Raw genomic sequence first — 14,264 nt, 5'->3', positions numbered from 1 at the left:
GGCCCGGACATGTTCCCCCGCGATCGATACACCTTCCAGGAGTTCCTCGGCCTGGAACGCTGGATCGATGGCGAGGTGGTGCGGGTGCGCCTGCGCCATCGCCCGGAGCTGATGAACTACATCGACAGCTTCCACGGCGGCGTGCTGATGAGCGTGCTCGACGCCGCCATGGCCGGGGCGATCCGCGCGCAGATGCCGGGTTGCTCGATGGTCACCATCGACATGGCCACCCACTTCATGGGCAGCACCCGCGGTGAGATCAACGCCGTCGGCCGGGTGCTCAAGCGCACCCGCACGCTGTGCTTCTGCGCGGCGGAAATCTTCGATGCAGCCGGCGAGCTGATCGCCAGCGCCACCGGCAGTTTCAAGTACCGGCCCGCGGCGGCCGGAGCTGTTCAACCGACACGGGAATGATGAAATGACCGACCACACCGCGATGGCCGAGGAGCGCGAAGAGCGCCTGCGGCTGATCCGTGACAGCGCCGCTTCCCTGGTCCCGCGCGGCGGCGACCTGGGCCGGGTGCGCCGTCTGCGCTTCCAGCAGGCAGGCGTCGACCGCGACGCCTGGGGCGAAGTCTGCGCCATGGGCTGGCCGGGCCTGCGCCTGGCGGAAGAACTGGGCGGCAGCGGGCTGGGCATGGCCGAGTACGCGGCGCTGCTGGAAGAACTGGGCCGCGGCCTGCTGCCCGAACCGCTGATCGAGGTGAGCCTGATCGCTCCGCTACTGCCGGCGGACGAGCGCGAAGCGCTGCTGGCCGGCGAGCGGCTGATCCTGCCCGCCGGTATCGGTTATGAAGCCGGCGCCGCCGTGCCGGTGCTGCACGACGGCCAGTTGCGCGGCGAGATTGCCCATGTGGTACTCGGTGCTGCCGCCGATGCCTGGCTGGTCGCCTGCGACGCCGGTCTCGCTCTGGTGCAAGGCAATGCCGAAGGTCTGAGCGTTCACCAGGAACCGACCCAGGACGGTGGCCACCTGGCGCGCCTGCGCTTCGACGGCACGCCGGCACAGCTTGTCGAAGCTGCGCCAGCGGCGCTCGATGAGTCGGCACTGGCCTGCTCGGCCTATCTGGTCGGGCTGATGGATGCGGCCTTCGAGCAGACCCGCGACTACCTCGGCGTGCGCCGCCAGTTCGGCCGCGAGATCGGCAGCTTCCAGTCGCTGCAGCACCGCATGGTCGATCTGAAACTGCAGATCGAACTGGCCCGCGCCATCGTCGGCGAAGCGGCTACCGCGCTGGACGACGGTGCGCCGATTGCCCAGGTACAGCGCCTGGTGTCCACCGCCAAGGTGCGCGCCGCCGAGGCCGCCATGCTGGTCACCCGCCAGGCGATCCAGCTGCACGGCGGCATCGGCTACACCGACGAGGCCGACATCGGCCTGTTCCTGCGCCGCGCCATGGTGCTGCTCAACAGTCAGGGCTCGCTGGCCTTCCACCGGGCGCGCTACATCGCCCTGCTGCATGCGGAGGTGGCGTGATGAGCGAGATGCTGCTGCAGGAAACTCACGGTTCTGTGCGCCTGCTGCGCTTCAACAATCCGGCGCGGCGCAACGCGCTGTCCCCCGCACTGCGGGCCGAGCTGCTCGACGCGCTGCGTGAAGCGGACGCCGATCCCACCGTGCGCAGCGTGGTGCTGACCGGTTCGGCGGAAGTCTTCAGCGCCGGCGGCGATCTCAGCGACATGCACGTCACCGACCTCAACGCCGGCCGCGTGCGCATGCAGAAGAACGCCGACCTGATCCGCCAGATGCTGCGCATGGGCAAGCCGATCATCGCCGCCATCGAAGGCTGGGCGGTGGGCGCCGGGCTGTCGGTGGCGCTGGCCTGCGACAGCCTGGTGTGCGGTGTCACGGCGCGCTTCGCCGCCGGCTTCGGCAAGGTCGGCTTGATTGCCGATCTCGGCCAGCTGCACACCCTGCCGGCGCGCATCGGCAACGGGCGGGCGCGGCAGGTGCTGATGTTCGGCCAGGTGATCGAGGCCGAGGAAGCGCTGCGAATCGGCCTGGTGGACCAGCTCTGCGCACCGGGTGCTGCTCTGGATGCGGCGCTGGCACTGGCCGCGAAGGTCGAGCAGCAGGCGCCGCTGGCGCTGTCGCTGACCAAGGCCCTGCTGGCCGATGGCCTGGAGCTGCTGCTCGAACGCGAAGGCGACCTCCAGAGCCAGCTGTTCCTCAGCGCCGACCACGCCGAAGGCAAAGCGGCCTTCCTCGAAAAACGTTCCCCGAATTTCCGGGGCCAGTAATCAAGAGAGCAGTGACATGACCGATTACAACGCCCTTGAAGATGGCGAATTCCGTCGGCTGGTGCGCGACTGGGTCGCCGCCAATTACCCGCAGCGCATCCGCAACCTGGCCCACCGTCTGGGCCGCGACGACACCTGGGAGTGGTACCAGGCGCTGTCGCAGCAAGGCTGGCTGTGCCCCGGCTGGCCGGTGCAACACGGCGGCATGGGCCTCTCCGCCGGCAAGCAGCTGATCATGATCGAGGAGATGGAAAACTACGGCTGCGCGCGCCTGCCCGACAGCGGCATCACCATGCTCGGCCCGCTGCTGATCCGCTACGGCAGCGACGCCCAGCGCGAGCGCTTCCTGCCGCGCATCTTGAGCGGCGAGGACATCTGGTGCCAGGGCTACAGCGAGCCCAATGCCGGCTCCGACCTTGCCAGCCTGCGTACCGAAGCGGTGTTGCGCGACGGCGAATGGGTGATCAACGGCCAGAAGACCTGGACCACCATGGGCACCGAGGCCAACTGGATCTTCGTGCTGGCGCGCACCGAGCGCAGCGCCAAGGCACAGCAGGGCATCAGCTTCCTGCTGGTGCCGATGGACAGCCCTGGCGTCGAGGTGCGGCCGATCCTCAACCTGGAACTGCAGGGCGAGTTCTGCGAGGTGTTCTTCAACGACGTGCGCGTGCCGGAGGAAAACCTCGTCGGCGCGGTCAACCACGGCTGGGGCATGGCCAAGGCGCTGCTGGGTTTCGAGCGCATCTTCCTCGGCTCGCCGAAGCAGGCCACCTTCGCCCTCGAGCGCCTGGTGCGCCTGGCCCGTCACCAGGGCCTGTGGGACGACCCGGTGTTCGCCCAGCGTTTTGCTGCGCTGAGCATGGACCTGGACTGCCACAAGGCGCTCTACGAGCGCTTCGCCGAACGCCTGCGGCGCGGCGAGGAACTGGGCCCGGACGTTTCCCTGCTGAAGATCCACCAGTCCGAGCTGTACCAGCGCATCAGCGAGCTGGGGCTGGAGATCGCCGGTCTCGATTCGGCGCTGCTCAACCCCTTCAGCGACGATCCCGAGCTGCACCCGGCGGGCATCTTCATCCAGTCGCGGCCGACCACCATCTACGGCGGCACCAACGAAATCCAGCGCAACATCCTGGCCAAGGCCGTGCTCGGCCTGCCGAGCTGATCGTGCGCACGACGAACCTCAAACACGAATTGAAGTAAGGAACGAGCAATGACCCAACGACTCAACGAAGGCAAGGTAGCGATCGTCACCGGCGCCGGTGGCGGCATTGGCCGCGAGATCGCCCTGGCCCTGGCCGACAGCGGCGCGCGGGTACTGATCAACGATATCGGCGTGTCCCTGCAGGGCGAGGGCGGCTCGGCGTCCCCGGCCGAGGAAACCCTCGGGCTGATCCGTCAGCGCGGCGGCGACGGCGCGATCAATACCGACAGCGTGTCGGACTGGGACAGCGCCCGGCGCATCGTCTCCAGCGCCGTCGACGCCTTCGGCCGCGTGGACATCGTGGTGAACAACGCCGGCATCCTGCGCGACACCATCTTCCACAAGATGAGCGCCGAGGACTGGCTATCGGTGATCAACGTGCACCTCAACGGCAGCTTCTTCGTCAGCCGCGCCGCCGCCGAGCACTTCCGCGCGCAGAACAGCGGCGCCTTCGTGCACATGACCAGCACCTCGGGGCTGATCGGCAACTTCGGCCAGGCCAACTACTCGGCGGCCAAGCTGGGCATCGTCGCCCTGAGCAAATCCATCGCCCTCGACATGCAGCGCTACAACGTACGCTCCAACTGCATCGCGCCCTTCGCCTGGAGCCGCATGACCGACTCCATCCCGGCCGAGACGCCGGAGCAGAAAGCGCGGGTGGAAAACCTGCAGCGCATGACCCCGGACAAGAATGCGCCGCTGGCCGTGTACCTGGCCTCCGATGCCGCCAGCGCGGTCAACGGCCAGGTGTTCGCCGCGCGTAATCACGAGATCTTCCTCATGAGCCAGAGCCGCCCGCTGCGCAGCGTGCACAGCGACAACGGCTGGACCCCGCAAAGCATCGCCGAGCACGGCATGCCGGCGCTGCGTGGCAGCTTCATGGACCTGGCGCGCAGCCCGGACGTGTTCTCCTGGGACCCGATCTGACACTTCGGAGGCAGGCCCATGTTCAAGACCCGATTCACTGAAACCTTCGGCGTCGAACACCCGATCATGCAGGGCGGCATGCAGTGGGTGGGGCGCGCCGAGATGGCTGCGGCAGTGGCCAATGCCGGTGGCCTGGCAACGCTCTCGGCGCTGACCCAGCCGACGCCGCAGGCGCTGGCCGACGAGATCGCGCGCTGCCGCGAGCTCACCGACCAGCCCTTCGGCGTCAACCTGACGCTGCTGCCGACGCAGAAGCCGATTCCCTACGCCGAGTACCGCGCGGTGATCATCGAGAGTGGCATCGGCGTGGTCGAAACCGCCGGGAACAATCCCGGCGAGCACATCGCCGAATTCCGCCAGCACGGGGTCAAGGTGATCCACAAGTGCACCGCCGTGCGCCATGCGCTGAAGGCCGAGCAACTGGGAGTCGATGCGGTGTCCATCGACGGCTTCGAGTGCGCCGGCCATCCGGGCGAGGACGACATTCCCGGCCTGGTATTGCTGCCCGTCGCAGCCAACCGGCTGCGAGTGCCGATCATCGCCTCCGGTGGTTTCGCCGACGGCCGAGGGCTGGTGGCGGCGCTGGCGCTGGGGGCCGATGCGATCAACATGGGCACGCGCTTCCTCAGCACCCGCGAATGCCCGATCCACCCGCAGGTCAAGGCGGCCATCCGCGCCGCCGACGAGCGCTCCACCGACGTGATCATGCGTTCGCTGCGCAACAGCGCGCGGGTTGCGCGCAACGCCATCAGCCAGGAAGTGCTGGCCATCGAGGCGCGTGGCAATGCCACCTACGCCGACATCGCCACGCTGGTCAGCGGCCTGCGCGGGCGCACGGTCTACGAGCAGGGCGACACCGACCTGGGCATCTGGTCCGCCGGCATGGTCCAGGGCCTGATCGATGACGAACCGACCTGCGAGGAACTGCTGCGCGGCATCGTCGAGCAGGCGCAGGGCCTGATCCGCAAACGACTGGAGGGCTTGCTCGCCGATTGATCCCGAGTGCGGCGCCTTCAGGAGCGGCGCCGCCTTCATCTCACCTGACGAAGAGACAACAACAATGAAAAATCTTCCCGTACGGGCGCTCGTATCGAGCTTCGCCTGCCTGCCCCTGTTCGCCCACGCGGACTTCATCGCGGACAGCAAGGCCAACCTGGAACTGCGCAATTTCTACTTCAACCGCGACTACCGCCAGAGCGGTGCCGCGCAGTCGAAATCCGAGGAGTGGGCGCAGGGATTCCTGCTGCGCTTCGAGTCCGGCTACACCGAGGGCACGGTCGGCGTGGGCGTGGACGCGCTCGGCCTGCTGGGCATCAAGCTGGACTCCAGCCCGGATCGCACCGGCTCCGGCCTGCTGCCGTATTCGGCCAGCGACAAGCGCGCCGCCGACGATTACAGCGACCTGGGCGTGACCGCCAAGCTGCGCGCCTCGAAAAGCACCCTGAAGGTCGGCACGCTGCTGCCGAAGCTGCCGGTGGTGCAGTACAACGACACCCGCCTGCACCCGCAGACCTTCCAGGGTGGCCTCGCCGAGATCAACGAGATCGACGGCCTGACCGCGCAACTCGGCCAGCTGCGCCAGGTGAAGCAGCGCGACTCGAGCAACGACGAAGACCTGTCGATGACCCGTGGCAACAAGCGCAACATCGTGCTCGGCAGCCACACCAGCAGCGACCGCTTCAACCTCGCCGGCGGCACCTACCGCTGGACCGACAACCTCAGCACCAGCTACCACTACGGCGGCCTGGAGAACTTCTACCGCCAGCACTACCTGAGTCTGGTGCATACGCTACCCATCACCGAGGGGCAGTCGCTCAAGTCCGACATCCGCTGGGCGCGCTCCACCGACGACGGCGGCAGCAATGTCGACAACCGCGCGCTCAACGCACTGTTCACCTACCGCATCGGTGGCAGCGGCTTCGGCGTGGGCTACCAGCGCATGTCCGGCGACACCGGTTTCGCCTACCTGTCCGGCACCGACCCGTACCTGACCAACTTCGTGCAGATCGGCGACTTCGCCAACAAGGACGAGCGCTCCTGGCAGGCGCGCTACGACTACGACTTCGCCGGCCTCGGCCTGCCCGGCCTGACCTTCATGACCCGTTACCTGCAAGGCGACCACATCGACCTGCTGAACGGCCAGGGGCGCGGCAAGGAGTGGGAGCGCGACACCGACATCGGCTACGTGGTGCAGAACGGCCCGCTGAAGAACCTCGGCTTCAAGGTGCGCAACGGCGCCTTCCGCAGCGATTTCGGCAACGACATCGACGAAACGCGGGTCATCGTCAGCTACCAGATGCCGCTCTGGTAATAGTCGTTACGGGCGGTGGCGGTTTGGCCAGAATCGCCCCGCCCGTGGCGGGAATGTCCCTTTCAGACAAAGTCTGAACCATGATTCACTGCTTTCAATGCAGTGAATCAGGATTCAGACCATGGCATACCGGCAAACCCAGGCCCGGCTGCAAAAGGACGGCGAACTGCGCGAGCGCATTCTCGAGCTGGCGTTGGCGCGGGTCGTCGACGGCGGCTTCGCCGCGCTGACCATGCAGAGCCTGGCGGACGCCGCCGGTATCGCCACTGGCAGCCTCTATCGGCATTTCAGCGGCAAGGGCGAACTGGCCGCCGAAGTCTTCGCCCGCGCCAGCCAGCGCGAGGTCGATGCGCTGGGCGCGCTGCTGAACGACTCGGGCAGCGCCGCCGAGCGCCTGAGCCGCGGCCTGCACCAGTTCGCCGCCCGTGCCTGGGGCAGTCGTCAGCTGGCCTTTGCGCTGATCGCCGAACCGGTCGACCCTGAGGTGGACGAGCAGCGCCTGGTCTACCGCGAAGCCTACGCCGCCCTGTTCGTCACCCTGCTGGAGCAGGGCATCGCCGCCGGCGAATTCCAGCCCCAGCCGGTGCAACTGACCGCCGCCTGCCTGGTCGGCGCGATTGCCGAGGCGCTGATCGGCCCGCTCTCGCCGCCAGCCCGCGCCGCGCGGGATGCCGGCGAATCCAAGGTTTCCCTGGAGGACGTCAGCGACGCCCTCGTGAACTTCTGCCTGCGCGCCGTCGGTGCGTTCCCTGCTGCTTTGCCAAAAACTGCCAGGCCCACGCCTGTGATGGAGGACCAGCCATGATCCCGCACCAGTACGCCGAAACCCACGAAGTGACCAACCAGGTGCCGCCGCTGGATGGCGCCAACCTCTATCGCGTCGACGTACCGCTGCAGGAGTGGGTGCGCCGCTACGGCGGTGGCTTCGCCGAGCAGAAACTCGACGCCTACGGCGCGCTGGCGGGCGGGCCGCTGATGGCAGCGGGCTTCCTGGCCAACGAGAACAAACCGGTGTTCAAGTCCCATGACCGCTACGGCCATCGCGTCGACCTGATCGAATTCCACCCGGCCTACCACGAGCTGATGCGCGCCTCCATCGAGGCCGGCATCCCGTCCATGCCCTGGACCGACCCGCGCGCCGGTGCCCAGGTCGCCCGCGCCGGCCTCAGCTACCTGCACAGCCAGGCCGAAGCTGGCACCGGCTGCCCGCTGACCATGACCTTCGCCAGCGTGCCGGCCATCCGCCTGCAAGCGGATATCGCCGAGAAGTGGCTGCCGAAAATCCTCTCCACCGAGTACGATCCGCGCAACCTGCCCATCGAGCAGAAGGCCGGCGCCACCATCGGCATGGCCATGACCGAGAAGCAGGGCGGCACCGACGTGCGTGCCAACACCACCCGCGCCTATCCGGTGGGCATGCCCGGCCCGGGCCAGGCCTACGAGCTGGTCGGCCACAAGTGGTTCTGCTCGGCGCCGATGTGCGACGCCTTCCTCACCCTGGCCTACACCGACAAGGGCCTGACCTGCTTCCTGCTGCCGCGCCACCGCCCGGACGGCAGCCGCAACGAGTTCTACATCCAACGCCTGAAGAACAAGCTGGGCAACTGGTCCAACGCCTCCAGCGAAGTGGAATACCGTGGCGCGCTGGCCTGGATGGTCGGCGAGGAAGGCCGCGGCGTGCCGACCATCATCGAGATGGTCGCCATGACCCGCTTCGACTGCATGATCGGTTCCAGCTCGCTGATGCGCCAGGCGCTGACCCAGGCCGCGCACCACTGCGCCTACCGCCAGGTCGGCGGTCGCGTACTGGCCGAGCAGCCGCTGATGCAGAACGTGCTGGCCGACCTCGCCCTGGAAAGCGAAGCCGCGCTGGCCCTGACCATGCGCATGGGCCGCGCCCTGGACCACCTGCATGACGAACAGGAAGACAAATTCGCCCGCCTGGTCACCGCCGTGGGCAAGTACTGGATCTGCAAGCGCGCCCCCGCAATGATCAACGAGGCCGCCGAATGCCTGGGCGGCGCCGGCTACGTCGAGGACACCATTCTCCCGCGCCTATACCGCGAGGCGCCGGTCAACTCCACCTGGGAAGGCTCGGGCAACGTGCAGTGCCTGGACGTGCTGCGCGCCCTGTCCAAGGAGCCGGGCGTGCTCGATGCCCTGTTCGCCGAACTCGGCGACGGCCATGGCGATGCGCGCCTGGCCTCGTTCATCGGCAACCTCAAGGCGTCCTTCGCCGATACCCAGGACATCCAGTACCGCGCCCGCCAGCTCACCGAGAACGTCGCTGTCGCCCTGCAGGCCAAGCTGCTGCTGGAAGCGGGCAACTCGGTAGTCTCCGACGCGTTCATCGCCAGCCGCCTGGACGACGGCGGCCGCGTCTACGGCACCCTGCCGCGCGGGGTGGATGTGGAAGCGCTGGTGGCGCGGGCGACGCCGCACCTGGCGTGAGGTTGAGCGATAGGCTCAGGGCGGTGCTATGCCGCCCTCGGCTTGACCTCGTCGATGATCTGCTGCCCTGATTCCAACTCTGCGACGCGCAGATCGAAGGCTGTCTGCAGGTTGACCCAGGACTGAGCGTCCCCTCCGAAGTAGCGTGCCAGGCGCAATGCGGTGTCTGCCGTAATGCTGCGGCGTTCGTTGACGATCTCGTGGATTCGCGTGGCGGGAACCCGCAGGGCTGTAGCCAAGGCGTTGGCCGACATTTCCAGCGGTGCCAGATATTCCTCCCGGAGGATTTCGCCCGGGTGAACCGGGCGCATGCGATTTTGCGTCATGTCTGTTTACCTTCAGTGGTAGTCCACTATCTCAACGTCGTGCACGTTGCCATCGACCCAGCGAAAGCAGATTCGCCATTGCCCGTTGATACGGATGCTGTGCTGGCCAGCCCTGTTACCCTTCAGCAGCTCCAGGCGATTGCCCGGTGGCGACTTGAGAAAGTCCAGCGTCGCCGCTGCGTCCAGCATTTGCAGCTTCCGTTCCGCCTGCGCCTGAAAGGATCGGAATGCTTTCGGACAGGCTCCTTCGAACAGCGCTTGCGTGTGCTTGCAGGCAAACGACGTGATCATGGTTGAACGTTATCACGGCTAGCGTATAACGCAATGCGTAATATGCTTTGCGTTAAGGTGTCGTTGGAAAGACGTTGTGACATGGTTTCGGGCTTCGTGCCGACGGTGTGTACCTGGTTTCGTAGGGCGAATAACGCGCCAGCGTTATCCGCCGTGGAGATTCCGGCGGATAACCTGTTCCAGGTTATGCGCCCTACGGGGGCGTCAGGCGCCAGCGCAAGGAGCGCCACCAGCCGGAGCGTGGTGCGGTAGCGGTTTTGGGCTGCAGGAGCTGCGGCACGTCGCTGTAGCGCACCCAGAGCTGGTCGTTCCATTCCAGCAGCGCGATGTCGCGGCTTTCCCAGCGCAGCAGGGAGCGGCGTGGGGGCTGGACGGGGAGGGTGGGGCCGCGCAGGGCGGGGATGACTTCCTGGGTGATCCACTGCCGCAGGCTGCGGTTTTCCGGGTGGCGGTAGCGGGACAGGAGATTGAAGAAGCCGGCTTCGCAGACCAGCCAGGTGTCCTGCTCGCCATTGTGGGTCTGCAGCCGCTCCCGGCGCTTCAGGTCGGCGTCGAGGCGATGTACGGTGAAGTGCTCCGCCGGGCAGCCCATCAGGCCGCCCAGATCGCTGGCGGCGAACCAGGGTTGGTTTTCCAGCATCAGGGCCCGGAGCGGGCGCTGGTGGCGGATAAATACAGTTGCATTGAGAGCTTCTTGATTCATAGAGGTAGCAGCCCAAACAAAGTGAAGGTACCTGCTGCCCTCCGCCGTCAATCGAAGGGTGGCAGACCGCGCGGGGTTGACGGACCGGCGTTTGGACGAACCGGCAGACCCATTCAATGAATGAATCTCCCTGCGCGATCTGCCATTGAGCGTGACTGCTTGAGTTGCAGACGCAGAACGGCTTGCAAAGATGGGCATCATCTTCACGTGCATTGCTAGACGCATAAGTGCCCAAACCATCAGGCCGTCAAACCCGGCTGCGGGATTGACCGCAGCGCGGCCAATCTAGCGGCGGCACCTTGATAAACAAGACGCTTCCAGCAGCTTGGGACGACCTGACAAGCGATATACGAAAATGGAATGCCGTCGATTCCTTTCGGCTGTCATCCGCACTCGCGGTCGCGGATTCTGTCATAGGCTTTCTTCAACCCTTCCGCTCGTCCTGCCGGTTCGGAATCTGTCATCCCTTTCTGTGACGGAAGCAGGCAAGATGGAGCTGATCGTTCAGACAGGATGCCCACCATGAGTCTTACGACTGGCGACGAGTTCTTCGTCGCGCAGACCGCCGAAGAGGCCGTCGATCGACTGGCCGTGCTCCACGAGCGCGCCACCGGCGCCCTGAACCAGGCGCTCAAGCGGTACCTGAAGGACCGCGAAGTCCCCGACGCGCAGCAGCGCGAACAATTCCGCTACCCGCTGCTGCGGGTGACCTACCTGTGCCAGGGCGAAGTGCCCTCCACCACCCGCGCCTACGCCAAGGTCCAGGTGCCCGGCACCTACGCGGTGACCATCACTCAACCCAAGGCCTTCCGCAAATACCTGCTCGAGCAACTGCGCCCGCTGATGGAAGACTTCACCGTGCGTGTGGAAGTCGGTGTCAGCCAGCAGAACATTCCTTACCCCTACGTGGTGGAGAGCGGTGACGAGCTGGGCGGTTCCGGGGTGACCGCCGCCGAGCTGGCGCGGGTGTTCCCCAGCACTGATCTGTCGGCGACGTCCGACGGCGTTGCGGATGGTCTGTACGAATGGGAGAACGCCGACCCGATGCCGCTGGCGCTGTTCGACGCCGCGCGCACCGACTTTTCCCTGCGCCGCATGGTGCACTACACCGGCAGCGACTGGCGCCATGTGCAGCCGTGGATCCTGCTGACCAACTACCACCGCTACGTCGACCAGTTCATCCACCTGGGCCTGGAGCGCCTGCGCGATGACCCGCGCTTCGTGCGCATGGTGCTGCCGGGCAACGTGATCATCGAGCGCGGCCTCGATGCCGGCGAGGCCAACGCCATTGTCGCCAGCGTCGAGTGGCATCGCTTCCAGATGCCGGCCTACCACCTGATCGCCGAAGATGGCGACGGTGTGACCCTGGTGAACATCGGCGTCGGCCCGTCCAACGCGAAAAACATCACCGACCACCTCGCCGTGCTGCGCCCGCACTGCTGGCTGATGGTCGGCCACTGTGGCGGCCTGCGCCAATCGCAGACCATCGGCGACTACGTGCTGGCCCACGCCTACATGCGTCGCGACGGCATTCTCGACCGCGTACTGCCGCCGCACATCCCGATCCCGGCGCTGGCGGAAGTGCAACTGGCGCTGCAGGAAGCCGCGGCGGTGGTCACCGGCGAGCGCGGCGACCAGCTCAAGCGCCGCCTGCGCACCGGCACCGTGCTCACCTACGACGACCGCAACTGGGAGCTGCACTGGGCCCAGGAACGTCCGCTGATCAACCTGGCGCGGGCGATCGCGGTGGACATGGAAAGCGGCACCATCGCCGCGCAGGGTTACCGTCTGCGGGTGCCCTACGGCACGCTGTTGTGTGTATCGGACAAGCCGCTGCACAGCGAGATCAAGCTGCCCGGCGCGGCCACCGCGTTCTACCAGCGCGCGGTGAGCCAGCACCTGTCCATCGGCATCGCCGCCGTCGATCTGCTGCGCACCCAGCTCAACTCGCTGCACTCGCGCAAGCTGCGCAGCTTTGACGAGCCGCCGTTCCGCTGACCTGCGACAGGGCGCGGCGCGGCTGCCGGGGCGATGGTGATTGCCCCGGCTGCATCAAGGAAGCCGCGTAGGGCGCATAACGCGCCAGCGTTATCCGCCGTGGCGGTTGCGGCGGATAACCTGTTCCAGGTTATGCGCCCTACGGTGCAGGCCGTCTGAAGAAAGCCGATGGAGAGTGTTGCCGATGACCGATCCTCGCAAGACCCCGGCGGGCCGCGTGCTCGCCCTGCTGGACCTGACCTCGCTGAATGCCGGCGATGACCTGCAAAGCACCGTGGAGCTCTGCCGCCGCGCGCTGACGCCGTATGGCGAGGTGGCGGCGGTGTGCGTCTGGCCGAAGCTGGTGCATGTAGCCCGGCGCACGCTCAACACCTTGGGCGGACGCGGCGTGAAGGTCGCCAGCGTGTGCAACTTCCCCGCCGGCACTGCGCCGTTGGCGGAGGTGGTGGAGGAGGTGCGCAAGACCCTCGCCGAGGGCGCCGACGAGATCGACCTGGTCTACCCCTGGCGCAAGCTCAAGGCCGGCGAGGCAACCGCTGCAGTGGAGCTGATCCGTACCTGCAAGACGCTGTGCGGACCGTACCACCGACTCAAGGTGATCCTGGAAACCGGCGAGCTGGCCGATTCGCAGCTGATCCGCACGGCCTGCCGCGAAGCTATCGCCGGTGGCGCCGACTTCCTCAAGACCAGCACCGGCAAGGTGGCGGTGAACGCCACGCCCGAGGCGGTGCGGGTGATGCTCGAAACCATCGAGGAGGAGGGCGGCAAGGTAGGGCTCAAGGTGTCCGGCGGCCTGCGCACGCTGGCCGATGCGCAGCTCTACCGGGCGCTGGTGGAGGAGCGTTTCGGCGCCGGCTGGATCACTCCGGAGCACCTGCGCTTCGGGGCTTCATCGCTGCTTGACGACCTGCTGCGCGAGTTGGGCACGCAGGCCAAGCCGATTTCCACGCGCAGCTACTGAATCGCCCGCGTTGACGCAGCCCGAGGCGAGCCTAGAATGCTCGCCTCCCGCGCCATGGGGAATCGTGGCGCGTCCTTCCGGTCGGACTTTCGCCGACCTCTTCCGCTGGTGATTGCATGCCGTTTCGCGCCCCCTCGCACCTGACCAACCCCTTGCGCCGCTTCGCCCGCCGCCTGGTGGAAAACGGCACGCCCGAAGTCGCCGCACCGCTGCCGCTGCCGGACAGCATCGCCGGCGAACCCTGGTTCTCGGTGGGCAAGGCGGTGGAGGGGCTGGGCGGTGAGCGGGTAGACGGCTGGTGCCTGGAAGAGTGGCCGGGGCTGGCCCTGCGCGCCCGCTTCAGCGCCTGCTGGCGCGATGCCCAGGGCCGCCTGTGGAATGTGCTGCCGGGTGGCGAAGCCATCGCCTTCCTGCCCGACCCGAAGCGTCGCTACGAAGGCGTGCCGCTCGCCGAACAACTGCATGCGCTGGAGCGTGACGAGCTGCTGGAGGATTACCTCTGGCTCAGCCGCGAGTTGAGCAAACCGCAGATGGATGACGAGCGCCGGGAAGTCCGCGAATCCATGCGCCAACGGCTGGAAAGCTGGCTGGAACTGGGCGGCCGCGGCGACAAGCCGTGCCCATGCAACAGCGGCAAGCGCTATCGCAATTGCTGCAGCAAGCGGGTGCGGGAGAACTGAGACTGCTCTTCGCAGGAGGGAGCTGGCTCGCGAACCGGGTGTTGTCGATGGACCGGTGTTGGCCTGACGCCAATCGCGGACGAAGTCCGCTCCTACCCAGAGACAACCGCCGTGCGCTTTTGCAGGGGCCTTACGCCCGGCTTTCTGTAGGAGCGAGCTCGCTCGCGAACCGCC

At 66.9% G+C, this 14,264-nt stretch carries 15 protein-coding genes; 12 read left to right on the top strand and 3 right to left on the bottom strand.

Translation table 11 applies throughout. The features are described 5' to 3' along the window. The first annotated feature begins 9 nt into the window (after positions 1-9). From L6D89_RS16870 to L6D89_RS16830, 9 genes are all read left to right on the top strand, one after another. On the top strand, positions 10-414 hold the full coding sequence (locus L6D89_RS16870) for a PaaI family thioesterase (protein WP_236172575.1): 405 nt from the start codon (positions 10-12) through the stop codon (positions 412-414). 4 nt (positions 415-418) lie between these two features. Continuing rightward, on the top strand, positions 419-1,477 hold the full coding sequence (locus tag L6D89_RS16865; RefSeq protein WP_236200569.1) for an acyl-CoA dehydrogenase family protein: 1,059 nt from the start codon (positions 419-421) through the stop codon (positions 1,475-1,477). Positions 1,478-1,485: 8 nt separating this feature from the next. After that, positions 1,486-2,241 (top strand): enoyl-CoA hydratase/isomerase family protein, encoded by a 756-nt coding sequence (locus L6D89_RS16860; RefSeq protein WP_236200639.1) that lies wholly within the window; start codon positions 1,486-1,488, stop codon positions 2,239-2,241. A 16-nt stretch (positions 2,242-2,257) separates the two neighbouring features. Then, entirely contained in the window at positions 2,258-3,403 is a 1,146-nt protein-coding gene (locus L6D89_RS16855; protein ID WP_236200568.1) for an acyl-CoA dehydrogenase family protein, read from the top strand. 48 nt (positions 3,404-3,451) lie between these two features. Next, complete coding sequence (locus L6D89_RS16850; RefSeq protein ID WP_236200567.1) at positions 3,452-4,369, top strand: SDR family NAD(P)-dependent oxidoreductase; 918 nt, start codon at positions 3,452-3,454, stop codon at positions 4,367-4,369. A gap of 18 nt (positions 4,370-4,387) precedes the next feature. Next, positions 4,388-5,365 carry an NADH:ubiquinone reductase gene (locus tag L6D89_RS16845; protein WP_236200566.1) on the top strand — a complete coding sequence of 326 codons (978 nt, stop codon included), beginning with the start codon at positions 4,388-4,390 and terminating at the stop codon, positions 5,363-5,365. Between the two features lie 64 nt (positions 5,366-5,429). Continuing rightward, complete coding sequence (locus L6D89_RS16840) at positions 5,430-6,680, top strand: OprD family porin (RefSeq protein WP_236200565.1); 1,251 nt, start codon at positions 5,430-5,432, stop codon at positions 6,678-6,680. Between the two features lie 121 nt (positions 6,681-6,801). Continuing rightward, positions 6,802-7,485: a TetR/AcrR family transcriptional regulator gene (locus L6D89_RS16835; RefSeq protein WP_236200564.1), complete on the top strand. Its 684-nt coding sequence runs from the start codon at positions 6,802-6,804 to the stop codon at positions 7,483-7,485. Further along, complete coding sequence (locus L6D89_RS16830; RefSeq protein ID WP_236200563.1) at positions 7,482-9,131, top strand: acyl-CoA dehydrogenase family protein; 1,650 nt, start codon at positions 7,482-7,484, stop codon at positions 9,129-9,131. Before L6D89_RS16835 ends, L6D89_RS16830 begins: the two co-directional genes overlap by 4 nt. A 26-nt stretch (positions 9,132-9,157) precedes the next feature. On the opposite strand, the gene L6D89_RS16825 is transcribed toward L6D89_RS16830, so the two are convergent. The 3 genes from L6D89_RS16825 to L6D89_RS16815 all read right to left on the bottom strand — a co-directional run bounded on the left by L6D89_RS16825 (position 9,158) and on the right by L6D89_RS16815 (position 10,388). Then, the gene (locus L6D89_RS16825; RefSeq protein WP_236200562.1) at positions 9,158-9,457 is read right to left on the bottom strand and encodes a HigA family addiction module antitoxin; all 300 of its coding nucleotides are present in this window, start codon (positions 9,455-9,457) and stop codon (positions 9,158-9,160) included. Positions 9,458-9,469: 12 nt separating this feature from the next. After that, positions 9,470-9,748: a type II toxin-antitoxin system RelE/ParE family toxin gene (locus L6D89_RS16820; protein WP_236200561.1), complete on the bottom strand. Its 279-nt coding sequence runs from the start codon at positions 9,746-9,748 to the stop codon at positions 9,470-9,472. Positions 9,749-9,941: 193 nt separating this feature from the next. Then, the gene (locus tag L6D89_RS16815) at positions 9,942-10,388 is read right to left on the bottom strand and encodes a BRO-N domain-containing protein (RefSeq protein ID WP_236200560.1); all 447 of its coding nucleotides are present in this window, start codon (positions 10,386-10,388) and stop codon (positions 9,942-9,944) included. A 585-nt stretch (positions 10,389-10,973) separates the two neighbouring features. On the opposite strand from L6D89_RS16815, the gene amn reads away from it, so the two are divergent. The 3 genes from amn to L6D89_RS16800 all read left to right on the top strand — a co-directional run bounded on the left by amn (position 10,974) and on the right by L6D89_RS16800 (position 14,090). Continuing rightward, complete coding sequence (amn, locus tag L6D89_RS16810; protein WP_236172466.1) at positions 10,974-12,449, top strand: AMP nucleosidase; 1,476 nt, start codon at positions 10,974-10,976, stop codon at positions 12,447-12,449. A gap of 184 nt (positions 12,450-12,633) precedes the next feature. Further along, positions 12,634-13,410: a deoxyribose-phosphate aldolase gene (gene deoC / locus L6D89_RS16805; protein WP_236200559.1), complete on the top strand. Its 777-nt coding sequence runs from the start codon at positions 12,634-12,636 to the stop codon at positions 13,408-13,410. A gap of 116 nt (positions 13,411-13,526) precedes the next feature. Continuing rightward, complete coding sequence (locus L6D89_RS16800) at positions 13,527-14,090, top strand: hypothetical protein (RefSeq protein ID WP_054906798.1); 564 nt, start codon at positions 13,527-13,529, stop codon at positions 14,088-14,090. Positions 14,091-14,264 lie beyond the last annotated feature (174 nt).

This window comes from Pseudomonas pseudonitroreducens (genome assembly GCF_021603645.1).
Taxonomy (GTDB): domain Bacteria; phylum Pseudomonadota; class Gammaproteobacteria; order Pseudomonadales; family Pseudomonadaceae; genus Pseudomonas; species Pseudomonas pseudonitroreducens.
The sequence above is the reverse complement of the archived record's forward strand: the minus strand, read 5'-3'. Positions and strand labels throughout refer to the sequence as shown.

Coding starts and splice junctions, on each gene's coding strand:
- deoC (WP_236200559.1), top strand. CDS start 12,634: ATGACCGATCCTCGCAAGACCCCGGCGGGCCGCGTGCTCGCCCTGCTG.
- L6D89_RS16865 (WP_236200569.1), top strand. CDS start 419: ATGACCGACCACACCGCGATGGCCGAGGAGCGCGAAGAGCGCCTGCGG.
- L6D89_RS16830 (WP_236200563.1), top strand. CDS start 7,482: ATGATCCCGCACCAGTACGCCGAAACCCACGAAGTGACCAACCAGGTG.
- L6D89_RS16845 (WP_236200566.1), top strand. CDS start 4,388: ATGTTCAAGACCCGATTCACTGAAACCTTCGGCGTCGAACACCCGATC.
- L6D89_RS16800 (WP_054906798.1), top strand. CDS start 13,527: ATGCCGTTTCGCGCCCCCTCGCACCTGACCAACCCCTTGCGCCGCTTC.
- amn (WP_236172466.1), top strand. CDS start 10,974: ATGAGTCTTACGACTGGCGACGAGTTCTTCGTCGCGCAGACCGCCGAA.
- L6D89_RS16860 (WP_236200639.1), top strand. CDS start 1,486: ATGCTGCTGCAGGAAACTCACGGTTCTGTGCGCCTGCTGCGCTTCAAC.
- L6D89_RS16820 (WP_236200561.1), bottom strand. CDS start 9,748: ATGATCACGTCGTTTGCCTGCAAGCACACGCAAGCGCTGTTCGAAGGA.
- L6D89_RS16870 (WP_236172575.1), top strand. CDS start 10: ATGTTCCCCCGCGATCGATACACCTTCCAGGAGTTCCTCGGCCTGGAA.
- L6D89_RS16825 (WP_236200562.1), bottom strand. CDS start 9,457: ATGACGCAAAATCGCATGCGCCCGGTTCACCCGGGCGAAATCCTCCGG.
- L6D89_RS16855 (WP_236200568.1), top strand. CDS start 2,258: ATGACCGATTACAACGCCCTTGAAGATGGCGAATTCCGTCGGCTGGTG.
- L6D89_RS16815 (WP_236200560.1), bottom strand. CDS start 10,388: ATGCTGGAAAACCAACCCTGGTTCGCCGCCAGCGATCTGGGCGGCCTG.
- L6D89_RS16835 (WP_236200564.1), top strand. CDS start 6,802: ATGGCATACCGGCAAACCCAGGCCCGGCTGCAAAAGGACGGCGAACTG.
- L6D89_RS16850 (WP_236200567.1), top strand. CDS start 3,452: ATGACCCAACGACTCAACGAAGGCAAGGTAGCGATCGTCACCGGCGCC.
- L6D89_RS16840 (WP_236200565.1), top strand. CDS start 5,430: ATGAAAAATCTTCCCGTACGGGCGCTCGTATCGAGCTTCGCCTGCCTG.